Source organism: Pseudomonas botevensis (assembly GCF_019145475.1).
Taxonomy (GTDB): Bacteria; Pseudomonadota; Gammaproteobacteria; order Pseudomonadales; family Pseudomonadaceae; genus Aquipseudomonas; species Aquipseudomonas botevensis.
The window spans coordinates 37,406-52,739 of sequence record NZ_JAHTKI010000007.1 but is presented as its reverse complement, the minus strand read 5'-3'; the positions used below and the strand labels follow the sequence as shown (position 1 = coordinate 52,739).

Here is a 15,334-nt window from a genome sequence, read left to right as displayed (position 1 = left end):
TGAAAAATCCCGCTCTTTGCAAATCCTTCGCCCGCATCTACTCTGCGCTTACCTCACTCTCACCCCCGAGCACGCCTGCCATGATGGACAGCCTCAGCGGTATCACGGCCTTCATTCAAGTGGCGGAAACCCGCAGCTTCACCGAAGCCGGGCGCTTGCTGGAGATTTCTGCTTCCGCCGTTGGCAAGAGCGTCGCGCGCATGGAGGAACGCCTGGGCGTGCGATTGTTTCATCGCAGCACCCGCAGCGTGACCCTGACCACCGAAGGCGAGTTGTTCCTGGATCGCTGCAAACGTATCCTCAGTGAGGTGGAAGCGGCGCAGATAGAGCTGCTGCAATTGTCCGCCACGCCTCGTGGCAAAGTACGCATCAGCGTGCCGATCCAGAATGTGTTGATCATGCCGGTACTGGCCGGGTTCATGCGTGCTTATCCGGATATCGAGCTGGACGTGGACATGTCTGACCGTATGGTGGACGTGATCGAGGAAGGTTTCGACGCGGTGATTCGGACCGGTGCGCCGCAGGATTCGCGGCTGATGGCGCGCAAGTTGGGGGGCTACCAATTGCAGTTGGTGGCGTCGCCGGCGTATCTGGAGCGCCATGGCGTGCCGAGGCACCCGGACGATCTGATCCGGCATGTGTGTCTGCTGCACAAGTTTCCGGCGACGGGGATGATCGAGCGTTGGCCGCTGCGGGTCGGCGACACGCACATCGAACCGAACCTGACACGGGCGCTGACCTGCACCACGATGGATCCGCTGACGTACCTGGCGCTGGATGGGGTGGGGATTGCCTGCCTGCCGGACTTTTCAATCCGTCAGCCGCTGGCCGATGGCAGGCTGGAGGTGGTGTTGGGGGACTACACCGACCACACCGGCAACCTGTGGATGCTCTGGCCTGCGGCAAAGCAGACGGCACCGAGGTTGCGGGTGTTGATCGACTATTTCAAGGATAACGTTTTGCGCGGGTGAGTCAGCGCTGCAAGGACTCGGCAATGGGCGCTTTGCCGACGCCGAAGCTGAGCAACACCAGCAGCCCGAGCAAGCCGACGCCGGCGCCCAGCCAAAGTACCGAGGCTACGCCAGTGTGGTCCACCACCAGACCTCCGAACAACGATCCCGAGGCGATGGCCACCTGAAACGTGGTGACCAGCATCGCCGAGCTGGCTTCCGGCAGTTTGGGCGACGTCAGTTGCATCCAGCTGCTGACACCCAGTGGAATCGCGCCATACGCCACGCCCCACAGCAACACTGCCAGGCTCACGGCCCAACCCTGCAACTGCGGCAGCGCCAGTTGGGCGATCACCATCAGCAGCACCACCGCGGCCAACGACGCCCGGAGATGAGTGGTGATGGTGCCGGCCATGGTGAAGTTGGCCAACATGCCGACCAGACCGAAGCCCAGCAGAATGGCGGTGATCGCACTCGGTGAAAATCCGGCCTGCTGTCCGAGAAACGGTGCGATGTAGGTGTAAGCGGCAAAGTGCGCGGCCACCACGGCGCCCAGCAACAGCATGCTGCGCAGGGCATTGCTTCGTGAGAGATAGGCCAGCAACGTGCGTACTTTCAACCCCTCGCTGGAAGGTAGTGAAGGCAAGGTCAGCACCTGTGCAGCGAGCGCGAGCAAGGCCAGACCCGCTGTCAGGGCCAGCGATATGCGCCAGGAAAACAGCGTGCTGACAAACGTCCCGAGCGGTACGCCAAATACCGTTGCCACGGTGATTCCGGCGAAAATCAGTGCGGTGGCTTTGGCAGCGTTCGCTGCGTTGACCAGCCGTCCGGCCGCTGCGATCGCCACGGCCCAGAACCCACCGAGTGCGATACCGACCAGTGCGCGCCCCAGCAACAGGATCGGCAATGACGGCGACACCGCCGAGATCAGGTTGGCGATTACCAGCAGCAAGGTCAGCAACAACAATAGCTGGCGCCGGTTCATGCGCCCTGCACCGAGCAGTACGACGGGGGCCGACACTGCCGCGACAATGCCCGGCACGGTGACCATCAATCCCGCCACGCCGACGGTGACGTTCAGGCTGTCGGCGATCTGCGGCAAGATGCCCACCGGCAGGTATTCGGTGGTGACAAAGGCAAAGGCGCCAAGGGCCACGGAATACACCGACAGCCAGTCGCGCCAGGAGGAGGGCGGCTCTGCGGCGAGCGCCGTTGAAGCGGGTAAAGCGGGTGAGTCGTGCATGGGATGGCTCCACAATTAACAGTGGAGCCATGCTAGGTAGCGCGTCCCGCGAGAAAAACAGGCCGCCGTTCCGATCACTGCGGAGCAATCACTCCGCAATCACCTCGGGTCAGTCGCCTTCGCGGGCGACAATCGCAAAGTTGCCCGGGGCTTTTTCCAGCAAACCGAGGAAGCGCAACAGGTTTATCTGGCTGCCATCGACCTTCAACTCATCCGAGGTCAACGCTTCCTTCAGCCCGGCAGTGCCGCTCAGCAATTGCACGAACAGGTTTTTGCTGACCGTCAGCGTCGCGTTGGCACCCGCCACCGGCGCGGCTTTTCGGTAATGCAGCACCGCGTTCTCGATCCACAGCACGAACGTCTCGCGGGTATCGGTCAGCACCAGATTGAAGGTCCAGTTCTTGCCATCGGCGGCCGGCCCGTCGAGGCTTGCGGCCATGGCCTCAAGGAAGCGCTCGGTGGGGGTCTGCTTCATCAACTCGATCAGGTCGGAGCGCTTGACGCCTTTGGCGGGCGGGCCGTTACGCAACTCCTGGGCCGCCGTCAGATAACTGTTGCGCCAGGTCGCCGATTCCGCCTGATAGCCCATCTGCTCATAGGCGCGGGCCAGCAACTCCTTGGCGGCTTCGTCATCGGGTTTGTCGAGGGTTGCCTGGTTCAACAACTCCGCCACCCAGCGATAGTCACCCTTGTCGTAGGCGGCTTGCGCGGCGTCGACAACCTTGGCGCTGCCGCCCATCAATTCGACGTAACGCTTGGCCGACTCCCTGGGCGACAGCGGATTCAAATGCGCGGGGTTGCCGTCGTAGGCGCCGAGGTACATCTGGTAGATCGCCTTGACGTTGTGCCGCAGGTCGCCGTAATAGCCGCGTGTGCCGAAGTACGATGCCAGTGAATCGGGCAACTGGATTTTCTCGGCGATCTCGTTGGGCGTGTAGCCCGCATTCATCAGGCGCACGGTCTGGTCGTGCAGGTATTTGTAGACGTCGCGGTGTTTGGTGATGAACTCGCGAATCCGCTCATTGCCCCAGATCGGCCAGTTGTGCTGGCCGAAGTAAACCTCGGTGTCGCCGAGTTCATCGAGGGCAATCTGGGTGTATTCGGACCAGCGCAACGCATCGCGCACCTTGGCGCCCCGGATCGGCAGCAGATTGTGCATGGTCTGCGCGAGCAGCTCGGCGCCGCCGTAGGCCTTGCGCTCGGGAATCGAGAAGGTCAGCTCGGCCGGCGCTTCGGCGCCCGGCATGTTGTGAAAGACGAATGTCACGCCGTCGAGCACGAGTTCCTGGGTCGGCTGGTCGATGATTTGCGTCGGCGCGATGATCCCGATGCTGCCGTAAGCGACGTTTTTGCCCAGCCCGGTATCGACGATGCCTTTGGCGCCGGGCGCGAGGTTCTTGCCGAACTGATACATCGAACGCCGCGCCATCGCTGGCCCGGCCAGAATGTTTTCACTGGTCGCTTCCTCCATGAAGCCGGCGGGCGCGACGACCGGGATATTGCGGCGGGCCACGTCCTCGATTGATGTGATGCCCAGCACGCCGCCGAAATGGTCGACGTGGTCGTGGGTGAAGACTATGGCGCTGACGGCTTTGTCACCCAACTGTTGCCGGGCGAATGCCAGGGCGGCAGCGGCGGACTCTTTGGCGGTCAATGGGTCGACCACGATCCAGCCGGTTTGCCCCTCGATCAGGGTCATGTTGGCGATATCGAAGCCGCGTAACTGGTAGATCCCGTCAGTGACCTTGAACAAGCCGATCTGCGCGTTGAGCATCGCGTGGCGCCAAAGGCTCGGGTTGACCGTGGACGGCGCCTGGCCCTCGACGAACCTGAACGCCTCGAAATCGATCAGGACACTGCCGTCTGAGCCGAGGATCTGCCCGGTTGGCCGGGCGATGAAGCCGCGTTTGGCATCGGTCAGATCCTTGCTGTCTTCCAGGTTCAGGCCTTTGATGCTGGCGGCAATTGCCGCTGCCGTGGCGGGGGTCGCGTCGTCCGCAGCCACACTGGGGCCTTTGTCGCAGCCACCCAACGTAACCAGTGCCAGGGCGAGGAGAGCGGGGAAGGTCGGTTTCATTCTTGTTGTTCTCCGAAGGGGCTTTCGGCCAAAGCGTAGGGAGAGACGGGTGATGTATCCAATGCATTGTTTACATCCGTGTAATGCGTCACTAGCATCGGCGACATGGACATTAAACGACTCTCACATCTGCTGGCGCTGGCCGATGAACGCCATTTCGGTCGCGCTGCCGAACGGGTGCATCTTAGCCAACCGGCCTTGAGCCGCAGCATCCAGGCGCTGGAAAGCGAAACCAACCAGCGCCTGTTCGATCGCGACAGCGGCGACGTGCGACCGACTCCGGCGGGGGAGTTTCTGATCGAGCGGGCGCGGCGCCTGCTGTTCGATGCGCGCTCGCTGGAGCGCGACATGGCGCTCTACGGCGACGGCCAGCTCGGCAATCTTGCCTTCGGCGTCGGGCCGTTCCCGGCAGCGATGCTGATGCATCAGGTGGTTCCGCTGTTGCGACAACGGCACCCGGCGATTGCGCTGCGGGTGGAGATCAATAATTGGCAGATTCTCGAAGCACGGTTGCGGGCCGAAGAGATCGAGTTCTTCGTGGCCGACATTCGTGATTTCTCGGCGGAGTCTGATCTGCTGATTCACTCATTGGGCCAGGTTTCAGCCGGGTTCTTCGTCCGCCCCGAGCATCCGCTCGCCGGGCGTGAAGTGACGCTGATCGAACTTGAGGGGTATGGCGTCGCCACCACGCGCTTGCCCGCCGTCGTCAAAGCCGAGACGGCCAGAACCCTCGGCATGTCTTCCCGGCAGACACTGCCCATCGTGCTTGAATGCGACGATGTGGCGCTGCTCAAATCCGTAGCCCTGTCGACCGACACGATCATGGGCGTCATCCACGGTGCGGTCGCCGAGGACATCGAGGCCGGCAGGTTGATCGAGCTGCGCGTCGCCGATGTCCCCAGGTTTCATTCGGAAATCGGTGTGGTCAGCCTGCAAAACCGCAGCCTGTCGCCGACGGCGCGCCGTGTGATCGAGGCCATCGTCGCCGAGATGGCGCAGCGTAACCAACGCCTCTGAACGGCGCCCGGTCAGCGGTCGCCGCGCCAAAGCACAAGACTTCCCGCTGAAAAACCGGATAATGGCGGCCATTCTGTTCAGCTCGCTATTCTGGTAATCCCGCATGGAAATCAAGGTCAACTTTCTCGACAACCTCCGACTTGAAGCCAAGTTCGATGACTTCACGGTGGTGGCCGACCAGCCTATCCGCTACAAGGGCGATGGTTCGGCACCGGGTCCGTTCGACTACTTCCTCGCATCCTCGGCGCTGTGCGCGGCTTACTTTGTGAAGCTGTACTGCGAAACCCGCAATATCCCGACCGACAACATTCGTCTGTCGCAGAACAACATCGTCGACCCGGAAAACCGCTACAACCAGATCTTCAAGATCCAGGTCGAGTTGCCGGCGGACATCTCCGCCAAGGATCGCCTGGGCATCTTGCGCTCCATCGATCGCTGCACGGTGAAGAAGGTCGTGCAGACCGGGCCTGAATTCGTGATCGAGGAAGTGGAAAACCTGGACGCCGATGCCCAGGCCTCGCTGATGCCCGATTCGGATTCCCAGGCAAGCACCTTCATCGCCGGCAAGGACCTGCCGCTGGAGCAGACCATTGCCAACATGTCGGGAATCCTCGCCGACCTGGGGATGAAGATCGAGATTGCGTCGTGGCGCAACATCGTGCCCAACGTCTGGTCGCTGCACATTCGCGACGCGCATTCGCCGATGTGTTTCACCAATGGCAAGGGCTCGACCAAGGAAAGCGCGCTGGCGTCGGCGCTGGGCGAGTTCATCGAGCGGCTGAACTGCAACTTCTTCTACAACGACCAGTTCTGGGGCGAAGACATCGCCAATGCCGAGTTCGTGCACTACCCGGACGAGCGCTGGTTCAAGCCTGGCCCGGACGACGCGCTGCCGCAGGAGATCCTCGACGAGTACTGCCTGGAGATCTTCAACCGCGATGGCGAGCTGCGCGGTTCGCACCTGTACGACACCAACTCCGGCAACACACAGCGCGGGATCTGCTCGCTGCCGTTTGTGCGCCAGTCGGACGGCGAGGTGGTGTATTTCCCGTCCAACCTGATCGAAAACCTGTACCTGAGCAACGGCATGAGCGCTGGCAACACGTTGGTCGAAGCCCAGGTGCAATGTCTGTCGGAGATCTTCGAGCGGGCGGTGAAACGCGAAATCCTCGAAGGCGAGATGGCCCTGCCTGACGTGCCGCAGGACGTGCTGGCGAAGTACCCTGGCATTCTGGCCGGGATCAAGGGCCTGGAAGAGCAGGGCTTCCCGGTGCTGGTGAAGGACGCTTCGCTGGGCGGTGAATTCCCGGTGATGTGCGTGACGTTGATGAACCCGCGCACTGGCGGTGTGTTCGCCTCGTTCGGCGCACACCCGAGCTTCGAAGTGGCGCTGGAACGCAGCCTGACCGAATTGCTGCAGGGTCGCAGTTTCGAAGGCCTGAACGACTTGCCGCAGCCGACTTTCGAAGGGCAGGCGGTGATCGAACCGAACAACTTCGTCGAGCACTTCATCGACTCCAGCGGTGTGGTGTCGTGGCGTTTCTTCAGCGCCAAGCCTGACTTCGAATTCGTCGAGTGGGACTTCTCCGGTCAGGGCGAAGACTCCAACGCCGACGAGGCCGCCACACTGTTCGGCATTCTCGAAGACATGGGCAAAGAAGTGTACATGGCGGTCTACGAGCATATCGGCGCGAAGGCTTGCCGGATTCTGGTGCCGGACTACTCGGAAATCTATCCGGTCGACGATCTGATCTGGGACAACACCAACAAGGCGCTGCAATTCCGCGCCGACATCCTCAACCTGCACAGCCTGAGCAAGGTGGGGCTGCGCAATCTGGTCAAGGGCCTGGAAGACAGCGAACTGGACGACTACACCGACATCACCACGTTGATCGGCATCGAGTTCGACGACAACACGGCCTGGGGTCAGTTGACGATCCTGGAGCTGAAGCTGCTGATCTACCTGGCCACGCAGAAGTATGAAAAGGCCAAGGATCTGGTGGAGGCCTTCCTGCAATACAACGACAACACTGTCGAGCGCGGCTTGTTCTATCAAGCGGTGAACGTGGTGCTGGAAATGCAACTGGACGACGATCTGGAGCTGGCCGATTACGAGGTCAACTTCCGTCGGATGTTCGGCGATGAGCGCATGGACGCGGCGATCGGTTCGGTCGACGGCAGCGTGCGCTTCTACGGTTTGACGCCGACCAGCATGAAGCTGGAAGGGCTCGATCGCCACCAGCGCCTGGTCGACAGCTATAAAAAGCTGCATGCGGCGCGGGCGAAGGTCAGCGGTTTGTCTATCTGACGTCGCGGCGTTACCTGCTCCAGCAAAAAAGCACCTGCGGGTGCTTTTTTGTTTTTCTGTATCAAAACGTTTCTTGAAACCGGCGTCTGCGTTGCTATAGCATCGGCAACAGGAGATGGCATTCCTCCTTGAACCGCCTTGTGCTGATGATGCCTACGTGAACCCAGGACAGGGTGCGTAGGTGTGTCTGCTCGCCCTGTCCCTCTAATGAAAGGACAGGATCATGCATTTACTCCCCCAGCCGCCGCTTTCTTGCTGCGCGTGCCCGCTCCCGGTTCGGCCACATCGGTCTGACGAGGTGAGCCCATCATGCTGAAATCTCTCGTGGTCATTGCCGTTGGCGCATCGCTTGGCGCGTGGTTGCGCTGGCTTCTGGGCCTGAAGCTGAATGCGCTGTTTCCCGCGATTCCTCCGGGCACCGTGGTCGCCAACATGGTGGGCGGCTACATCATCGGCCTGGCCATCGCGTTTCTCGCGGCATCTCCGTCGCTCAGCCCTGAGTGGCGGTTGCTGATCATCACGGGCTTCTGTGGTGGGCTCACTACGTTTTCTACCTTTTCGGCCGAAACCGTCGCTCTGCTTCAGGAGGGCCGGTTGTTCTGGGCGCTCGGCTCGGTGTCCGTACACGTCGCAGGCTCGTTGGCGATGACCGCCGCCGGGCTGTTGTCCTATCAATGGTTTGGCACGCGTTGAGGTGACGAAATGAACGGTTTTCTGGTGATTTTCTTTACTCAACAAAACCGGCGCCATCAGGGAAAGATGCTCGGCGACTGGCTTGTTGATCTGGCAAAGGAGATGGGGCTGCGCGGGGCGACGCTTTCAACCGGTATCGAGGGTTTCGGGCATACCGGCCGGCTGCATTCCTCACACTTTTTCGAACTGGCGGACCAGCCGACGGAGATTCGCATGGCGATCACCGAGGAGGAGTCCGAGCGCCTGTTCAAACGCCTGGAGGTTGAGGACATTTCCGTGTTCTACATAAAAACGCCGATTGAAATGGGCACCGTCGGCAAGAAGGGGAGGGCTGCGACGGCGTCCTGAACACCCGTAAACGCGACGCCAAGTCCTTTTCTATAGAAAAGGGCTTGGTTTTGCGCCTGAACATTAAATAGAATCAGTCTCATTTATATCCTTCGCAGGATCTCTTGAGATGATTGAAGCGTCGCCACCGGATCACAGCCTCCACGCCCTGTACCGTGACCATCGTGGCTGGCTGGAAAACTGGCTGCGCAGGCGCATGGGCAATGCCTGGGATGCGGCTGACCTGAGCCAGGACACCTTCCTGCGGGTGCTTGGCAGTTCGCAGTCAATCGTCGATATGCGTGAGCCGCGTGCGTATTTGCTGACCATCGGCAAACGCCTGATGAGCAATTTCTACACGCGCCGCAGCCTGGAAAAGGCTTATCTGGATGCGCTGGCGAACCTGCCGGAAGAGTGCATGCCATCGCCGGAACAGCGCTGGATCCTGCTGGAAACCCTGCAAGCCCTAGACGAACTGCTCGACGGATTGGCGCCGTCGGTGCGTCGAGTGTTCCTGCTCAGTCAGCTTGAAGGCCTGGGCTACCGCGAAATCGGCGAGCGCCTGGACGTCTCCGAACGCACGGTCAAGCGCTACATGGCGCAAGCCTATGAACATTGCCTGCTGCTGGAGCTGTGATGCGCACTGCGATCTCCAGTGAAGCCCGTGAAGTGGCCCGCGCGGCGGCGCAATGGCTGACGCTGCTCGAGTCCGGCGAGGCCACCGACGACGATCACACCCGCCTGCAACACTGGCGCAGCAGCGACAGTCGCAATGAAAGTGCCTGGCAGAAAGCCCAGTTGTTGCGTCAACGCTTCTGCGGATTGCCTCCGACCCTGGCGATGGCGACGCTGGATCGTCCGGACCTCGCACGTCGAGCCGCACTGAAGCGGGCACTCGGTGTCGCAGCACTGGTGCCAGCAGCCTGGCTGATCAGCCGACAAATGCCGCTGGATGTCTGGCGTGCCGATCTGCAAACCTCCACGGGTGAACTCAAGCGCCTGCCGCTGGCCGACGGCAGTTCGTTGCAACTGAACACCGCCAGTGCGGCGAATGTCGATCTCGCGAAGCATCGGGTGACCCTGGTGCGCGGCGAAATGGCGCTCAAGGTGCCCGGCAGTGTTGCGCTGACTATCGAGGCGCCGTACGGCCGCATCGTCGTTAGTCGAAGCGAAGTCTGCGTGCGTTTGAACGAGCGTGATTGTCGGGTTTCGGTGGTCAGCGGTTCGGTGCAGTTGCAACCGCTGCACGGGCCAATGATGACCCTGCAAGCCGGGCAACAAGTCAGCCTGCAAGCCAGTGGCGCCGGCCCGGTTGCGCCGTTCGATGCGTTGCTGCCGGACTGGCGCAGCGGTGTGCTGATGGCGCAGAACCAGGCGCTGGGCGATTTCCTGCGTGAGCTGAGTCGCTACCGATCCGGTCTGCTGCGCTGGGATCCGGCCCTGGAAAACCTGCGCATCACCGGCAGTTTCCGTCTCGACAATACCGATCGCGTACTGGCACTGCTGGCGGCAAGCCTGCCACTGGAGGTGCAATCACGCACCCGATTCTGGGTCACGCTGGTCCCTCGAAAAAATATTGCCTGAAGCCTGTCCCTTTTTTTCGCCTCGTCGGTCATTCCAGGTAAGTGAACTGAAAACGAGAGCTTCTTCCAATGCCCGCAGTATTCCCGAGTCGTTTGCGTCCGTTGTTGCAGTTGAGCTTCATGCTGAGCCTGAGTGCCAGTCCGTTGTTGATTCCGGTGAGCTGGGCCGACGATGCCGCCGCCCGCCGCAGTTATCAGGTGCCGGCCGGCAGCCTGAGCGCCGCGCTGACCCGTTTCGCCGGGTTGTCCGGGGTCAATCTGTCGGTGGATCCGGCGCTGGTAAGCGGTCGCAGCAGTCAGGGTTTGTCCGGGGAATATGGCGTCGAGGAAGGATTTGCGCGGTTGCTCGCCGGTTCCGGCCTGCAACTGCAACCCGTGGGAGAGGGTGCTTACATTCTGGTGCCAGCGGCGGAGGGTAGTAGTTTGCAACTGGCGCCGACCTCGATTCTCGGTGTCAACGATGAAACCGGCGGCGACGTCTATGCCGGCGGTCAGGTTGCACGGCGCGGTTCGCAGGGGTTGCTCGGCTCCCGTGACTTCATGGAAACACCGTTCAGCATGACCACCTACACCAGCGAGGCGGTCAAGAACCAGCAAGCCCGCACCCTGGGCGATCTGATCGCCAGCGATCCTTCCGTGCGCGCCACTAACCCGGCCGGCGGACGTTACGAACAATTCACCATTCGCGGCTTCAGCCTGTTCAACAGCGATGTCGCGTACAACGGCCTCTACGGCGTGTTGCCGACCTACACCATCGACATGGAAATGGCCGATCGCGTCGACATCCTCAAAGGTCCGACCCAGCTCATCAACGGCATCTCGCCACGGGGCAGTGTGGGCGGGGGTATCAACGTGGTGCCCAAGCGCGCCACCGACAAACCGATCACGTCACTCACGGCCAACTATGCCTCCAACAATCAGGTGGGCGGGGCGGTGGATGTCGGGCGGAGGTTTGGTGAGGACAACAAGTTCGGTATTCGTTTCAACGGGGTGAAGCAGTCCGGCGATACCGAATGGGATCACCAGAGCGTCGATCGCGACATGGAGGTGCTGGGTCTGGATTTCCGGGGTGAGCGTCTGCGTCTGTCGACCGATGTCGGCCACACCGAGCGTGACACCGATGCGCCGCAGGAGCGTGTGCAGGTCGGCGCGAATGCCCGGGTGCCAAGCGCCAATGATGTTCACCGCAACTACGCACAGCCTTGGAGCAAAGCGCGCACCAAGGACACTTTCGGCACGGTGAACGCCGAGTTCGACGTCAACGATTCGACCATGCTCTACGGCGGTGTCGGTGCGCGTAAAAGCAATCACGATTTCCTCCGACACGCCGTTTCGGTCACCAACGATGCCGGTGATTTCAGCGTCCAGCCCCGGGATTTCACCCGTGACGAAAACGTCCGCACGGCCACCGCCGGGGTGCGCAACTGGTTCCATACCGGCCCCGTAAGCCATGAGATCAACCTCGCGGCCAGTTACTTCTACATGGACTTCGAAAACGGCGGTGCCCGTTACGCGGCGTCCCCGAGCAATATTTACAACCCGGTCGAGACGCCGACGCCAGTACGACCGACGCGCCAGGACGCCGAGGTCTACACCGAAAACCGCTTCAGCGGCGTGGCGCTGGCAGACACGATGGGCTTCTTTGACGATCGTTTGCTGGTCACCCTGGGGGCGCGCTGGCAGCGAGTGAAGGTCGATGACTGGAGCAACGACGTCAAAGGTGACACGGCCTACGACGAGGAAAAGGTTTCGCCATCCGGTGGCGTTCTGTTCAAGGCCACCGACAAACTGTCGCTGTACGCCAACTACATGGAAGGCCTGAGCCAGGGCAAGATCGCACCGTCGACCTCGGTCAACGAGGACGAAATCTTCCCGCCTTTCATCAGCCGTCAGGTCGAGGTCGGCGCCAAATATGACGCCGGCTCGTTCGGCGTGACGGCGGCCGTATTCCGTATCAAGCAGCCAGCCTACGAAACCAACGCGGTGACGCGCGTCTTCGGCCCCAACGGCAAGCGCCAGAACGACGGCGTGGAGTTGAATGTATTCGGCGAACCACTCAACGGCTTCCGCCTGCTCGGCGGCGTCATGTACATCGACAGCGAGTTGAAGAACACCACCAATGGCACCTTCGACGGCAATCGCGCGCCAGCGACACCGAAGTACAACGTCAACCTCGGCGCCGAATGGGACGTGCCGAACGTGAAGGGCCTGACGTTGACCGGGCGAGGCATTTACTCCAGTTCGCAATACCTGGATCAGTCCAACGACAAGGAAATCGAGGCATGGGAACGCTTCGATGTCGGCGCGCGTTACGCTTTCAAGGTCGATGAAAAGAACATCACCTTGCGGGCCAATGTCGAGAACGTCGCGGACAAACGCTACTGGAGTTCGGCCGGGGCGTCGGATGACAGTGAACCAGGACTGACCCTCGCCACGCCGCGAACTTATTTGTTGTCGGCGACGGTCGACTTCTGAGCCGACGCTCAGCCTGCACTATCGGCTGATTGGATACTGGCCGAAATAGTGTCTATATGATATCAATCGCGCCCTCATGGACCTTTATCGAGGGCGTTATGCCATTGCAAGGAAGCGCGCGACTCCCCATCGTTTTTCTCACCCTGTCGGCTGAAAACTAATGGGCGTTATTGTCGGCATTATCGTCGTATTCATCGCACTGGCACTGATGGCCAAGTTGCTCCGTTTCATCGGACTAGCCTTCCAGTTTGTGCTTGGTCTGGCTGGGTTGGTTGCGCTGGGGCTACCTGCTGTCTATGGCGTCTCGGTGGAGGCCATCACTAAACCGCTTAAGCTTCGCGCCGGTGCAGCTTGGCTGACTACTGCAGCAACGTTCGCGTTGACGTTCTGTTGGGCGGTACTCGGGTGGCACCCGAAGCTTCCTCCCGGGGCGTTTGCCAGCCTGAAGTTTGGACTGCCTGCCATGTTGTATGGGGTGATGCTGGTCGTCCACCGCAAGAGCAGGCGCAGCCTTGTGAACAACCTGGCAGAAGAGTGGCTGCTGAAGAAGGATCAAGAATTCCATCGTTGTGTTCACGGCGCTTTTGCGTTGTTGCTGGTTTGCGCTTTGGTACCGGTGTTTTTTGAAATGCTGCGCTGGCCTGGCGCTGAAGTTGCCGCTTACTTCTATTGGGGTGTGGCGGTAATCGTGCAGCTTTATGCCATCAGCCAGGACCATGCTCGCTCCACGCTGGAATCCAGCACGTGCGAGGCGTTAGAAGTACAGACCTCGCTCAATGTTAGCCAGACACTTAAAGTCCTGGCCGCTGACAGCATTCTTGATGCCAAGGAAGTCGAAACCCTTTTCAATGGGCGTCTCTCTTACCTGACAGGCGCAGGCACCTTGCGTGAAATGGAGGTGGCGGGGCAGCGCTGGGTTTTTGCCGAAAACTGGTACCGCAATCGATACAAGGCACTTCACGGCGTACTGCTCAAGCAAGTTCGTCATCGCTCTGAGGCACTCAGTGCAATTGTGCGCAGTGCGTTCGGGTTTGAAGGTGCCGCTGCCCAGGACTTCATAGAGCGGCAAATGAGCTTTGGCCAGTTCCAGGATTTTCGTGACGGTCGTTTTTGGTGTGCCTTTGCCTTGTCACAGCGTATCAGTTGCTGTACCGCGTGCGGGCTTGCCGAAGTTCGCAGCAGTGCGAATGACGCAGAGTGGTTCTGCTCCACGATTTGTGCTGAAACCGAGCAGGTATGCCTGAGTGTTCGTGACAAGCCTCAAGAGGAGTTCCTGGCCGACGCCGCCACGAATGGTTTTGTGCTGATGGCATCTGGAAGCGCTTGGGACGCAAATCACAAGTTGTTTGCCGCCGGTGGCCAAGGCCATGGATTTGCCGCCGAAAAGGCTAACCATCGCGTTGATCGCATGATGGGGCGCCAGGCAGAGATTCTTGGCGACAATAATGCCAAAAATGGTGCTGACCGGTTGGTACAGGGTCAGATGATTCAGACTAAATACTGTGCGACCGGTGCCCGTAGTGTCGGGGCTGCTTTCGACGGGCAACAGGGTGGCTACAAGTACTTCGACCAGCAAGGGCGTGCCATGCAGATCGAGGTACCCAAAGACCAATATGTTGATGCAGTACGCACGCTCCAGCGCAAGATTAGCGAGGGTAAGGTGCCAGGCGTCTCGGATCCTAAAGATGCGGTGAAGCTAATCCGCAAAGGTCATCTGACGTATAGCCAGGCGCGCAGTATTACCAAGTTTGGTACTTTCGAGTCCATCGCCTATGACATCACCGAAGGGGTCGTGGTAGGGACCGTTGCCGGGGGTATCAGCTTCGGGGTCAGCGCGACACTGTTTTATCTGAAGACTCAAGATCGCCGTAAGGCTCTGCAAGTCGCCTCTATCCAGGCCGGAAAAAGCTTTGGTCGCAGCCTGACGGTGTATGTTGCGGCTCAGCAATTACATCGCGTCCAGTTCATCCAGCGATCTCTGACCTTGATTGATGTTACAAGTCTGGCGCCGAGTACACGCGGGTTACTGGCTCAAGGTATGGGAGTGAGCAAAAGTGGCTTGAACAAAGCGCTACGGGGGACGCTGATCAGTTCCATCGCGGTTATCGCTGTGACAACCGGTCCAGATCTCGTCAAGCTGGCGCGTGGTCGCATTTCTAAAGCGCAATTTGCGAAGAACCTTGCTGTCGCCTCCTCAGGTGTAGCGGGTGGCGCGGTGGGTTCCATCGCGGGGGGGATTCTGGCGGCTCCCCTGGGGCCAATTGGCGCGATGGTTGGCCGCACAGCAGGTGGGATTATCGGAGGTATCGTTGCCACCGCAATCTCTGCCAAGCTGATGGGCAAACTGGTTCAAGAAGATCGTGTTTTGATCATCAGCATCATCCAGGCTCAGTTGGAGTATTTGGCTATCGCCTTCATGCTTGCCAGGGAGGAGATCGACAGTGTGAACGCTAACTTGGAAAAGGCGCTATCGCAAAAAAGTCTCGAAGTGATATTTGCTGCTAAAGACCAACGCCGTGCAATGGCCAATTTCTATCTCAAACCTGTGGTCGTGGCTGTGGTTCGCCAGCGTCCGGTGGTGAGCTATTCACCGGCTGAAGTGGTGGATGCATGGGACGGGATGGTAGCTAAAGATGCGGCGTAAAGTAGTTGATGCAGAGA

General features: G+C 60.2%; 11 protein-coding genes and 1 riboswitch. Of the genes, 9 read left to right on the top strand and 2 right to left on the bottom strand.

Annotated features, from left to right (window positions below; all coding sequences use genetic code 11):
- Window positions 1-83 precede the first annotated feature (83 nt).
- On the top strand, window positions 84-971 hold the full coding sequence (locus tag KVQ74_RS11325) for a LysR family transcriptional regulator (RefSeq protein WP_217831314.1): 888 nt from the start codon (window positions 84-86) through the stop codon (window positions 969-971).
- 1 nt (window position 972) lies between these two features.
- Here the strand turns inward: KVQ74_RS11325 and KVQ74_RS11320 are convergent, their stop codons facing one another.
- On the bottom strand, window positions 973-2,193 hold the full coding sequence (locus KVQ74_RS11320; RefSeq protein ID WP_217831159.1) for an MFS transporter: 1,221 nt from the start codon (window positions 2,191-2,193) through the stop codon (window positions 973-975).
- Window positions 2,194-2,302: 109 nt separating this feature from the next.
- Window positions 2,303-4,270: an alkyl/aryl-sulfatase gene (locus tag KVQ74_RS11315; RefSeq protein WP_217831158.1), complete on the bottom strand. Its 1,968-nt coding sequence runs from the start codon at window positions 4,268-4,270 to the stop codon at window positions 2,303-2,305.
- 105 nt (window positions 4,271-4,375) lie between these two features.
- On the opposite strand from KVQ74_RS11315, the gene KVQ74_RS11310 reads away from it, so the two are divergent.
- The 8 genes from KVQ74_RS11310 (at window position 4,376) to KVQ74_RS11275 (ending at window position 15,317) form a co-directional block, all read left to right on the top strand.
- Window positions 4,376-5,287, top strand: coding sequence for a LysR family transcriptional regulator (locus KVQ74_RS11310; RefSeq protein WP_217831157.1), 912 nt, complete (start codon window positions 4,376-4,378; stop codon window positions 5,285-5,287).
- Between the two features lie 103 nt (window positions 5,288-5,390).
- Window positions 5,391-7,595 carry an OsmC domain/YcaO domain-containing protein gene (locus KVQ74_RS11305; RefSeq protein WP_217831156.1) on the top strand — a complete coding sequence of 735 codons (2,205 nt, stop codon included), beginning with the start codon at window positions 5,391-5,393 and terminating at the stop codon, window positions 7,593-7,595.
- Between the two features lie 102 nt (window positions 7,596-7,697).
- Window positions 7,698-7,758, top strand: a riboswitch (Fluoride riboswitch).
- A gap of 146 nt (window positions 7,759-7,904) precedes the next feature.
- Window positions 7,905-8,288 carry a fluoride efflux transporter CrcB gene (gene crcB / locus KVQ74_RS11300; RefSeq protein WP_217831155.1) on the top strand — a complete coding sequence of 128 codons (384 nt, stop codon included), beginning with the start codon at window positions 7,905-7,907 and terminating at the stop codon, window positions 8,286-8,288.
- 9 nt (window positions 8,289-8,297) lie between these two features.
- Window positions 8,298-8,636, top strand: a complete 339-nt coding sequence (locus KVQ74_RS11295; protein WP_217831154.1) for a DUF190 domain-containing protein — start codon at window positions 8,298-8,300, stop codon at window positions 8,634-8,636.
- A gap of 109 nt (window positions 8,637-8,745) precedes the next feature.
- Window positions 8,746-9,252: a sigma-70 family RNA polymerase sigma factor gene (locus KVQ74_RS11290; RefSeq protein ID WP_217831153.1), complete on the top strand. Its 507-nt coding sequence runs from the start codon at window positions 8,746-8,748 to the stop codon at window positions 9,250-9,252.
- Window positions 9,252-10,199 carry a FecR domain-containing protein gene (locus KVQ74_RS11285; RefSeq protein ID WP_217831152.1) on the top strand — a complete coding sequence of 316 codons (948 nt, stop codon included), beginning with the start codon at window positions 9,252-9,254 and terminating at the stop codon, window positions 10,197-10,199. Before KVQ74_RS11290 ends, KVQ74_RS11285 begins: the two co-directional genes overlap by 1 nt.
- Window positions 10,200-10,267: 68 nt before the next feature.
- The gene (locus KVQ74_RS11280) at window positions 10,268-12,673 is read left to right on the top strand and encodes a TonB-dependent receptor (protein WP_217831151.1); all 2,406 of its coding nucleotides are present in this window, start codon (window positions 10,268-10,270) and stop codon (window positions 12,671-12,673) included.
- 160 nt (window positions 12,674-12,833) lie between these two features.
- On the top strand, window positions 12,834-15,317 hold the full coding sequence (locus tag KVQ74_RS11275; protein ID WP_217831150.1) for a hypothetical protein: 2,484 nt from the start codon (window positions 12,834-12,836) through the stop codon (window positions 15,315-15,317).
- The last annotated feature ends 17 nt before the right edge of the window (window positions 15,318-15,334 follow it).

What these genes read in the sequence shown, in the direction of transcription:
- KVQ74_RS11325 (WP_217831314.1), top strand. Translation starts at nt 84, where the DNA reads ATGGACAGCCTCAGCGGTATCACGGCCTTCATTCAAGTGGCGGAAACC.
- KVQ74_RS11320 (WP_217831159.1), bottom strand. Translation starts at nt 2,193, where the DNA reads ATGCACGACTCACCCGCTTTACCCGCTTCAACGGCGCTCGCCGCAGAG.
- KVQ74_RS11315 (WP_217831158.1), bottom strand. Translation starts at nt 4,270, where the DNA reads ATGAAACCGACCTTCCCCGCTCTCCTCGCCCTGGCACTGGTTACGTTG.
- KVQ74_RS11310 (WP_217831157.1), top strand. Translation starts at nt 4,376, where the DNA reads ATGGACATTAAACGACTCTCACATCTGCTGGCGCTGGCCGATGAACGC.
- KVQ74_RS11305 (WP_217831156.1), top strand. Translation starts at nt 5,391, where the DNA reads ATGGAAATCAAGGTCAACTTTCTCGACAACCTCCGACTTGAAGCCAAG.
- crcB (WP_217831155.1), top strand. Translation starts at nt 7,905, where the DNA reads ATGCTGAAATCTCTCGTGGTCATTGCCGTTGGCGCATCGCTTGGCGCG.
- KVQ74_RS11295 (WP_217831154.1), top strand. Translation starts at nt 8,298, where the DNA reads ATGAACGGTTTTCTGGTGATTTTCTTTACTCAACAAAACCGGCGCCAT.
- KVQ74_RS11290 (WP_217831153.1), top strand. Translation starts at nt 8,746, where the DNA reads ATGATTGAAGCGTCGCCACCGGATCACAGCCTCCACGCCCTGTACCGT.
- KVQ74_RS11285 (WP_217831152.1), top strand. Translation starts at nt 9,252, where the DNA reads ATGCGCACTGCGATCTCCAGTGAAGCCCGTGAAGTGGCCCGCGCGGCG.
- KVQ74_RS11280 (WP_217831151.1), top strand. Translation starts at nt 10,268, where the DNA reads ATGCCCGCAGTATTCCCGAGTCGTTTGCGTCCGTTGTTGCAGTTGAGC.
- KVQ74_RS11275 (WP_217831150.1), top strand. Translation starts at nt 12,834, where the DNA reads ATGGGCGTTATTGTCGGCATTATCGTCGTATTCATCGCACTGGCACTG.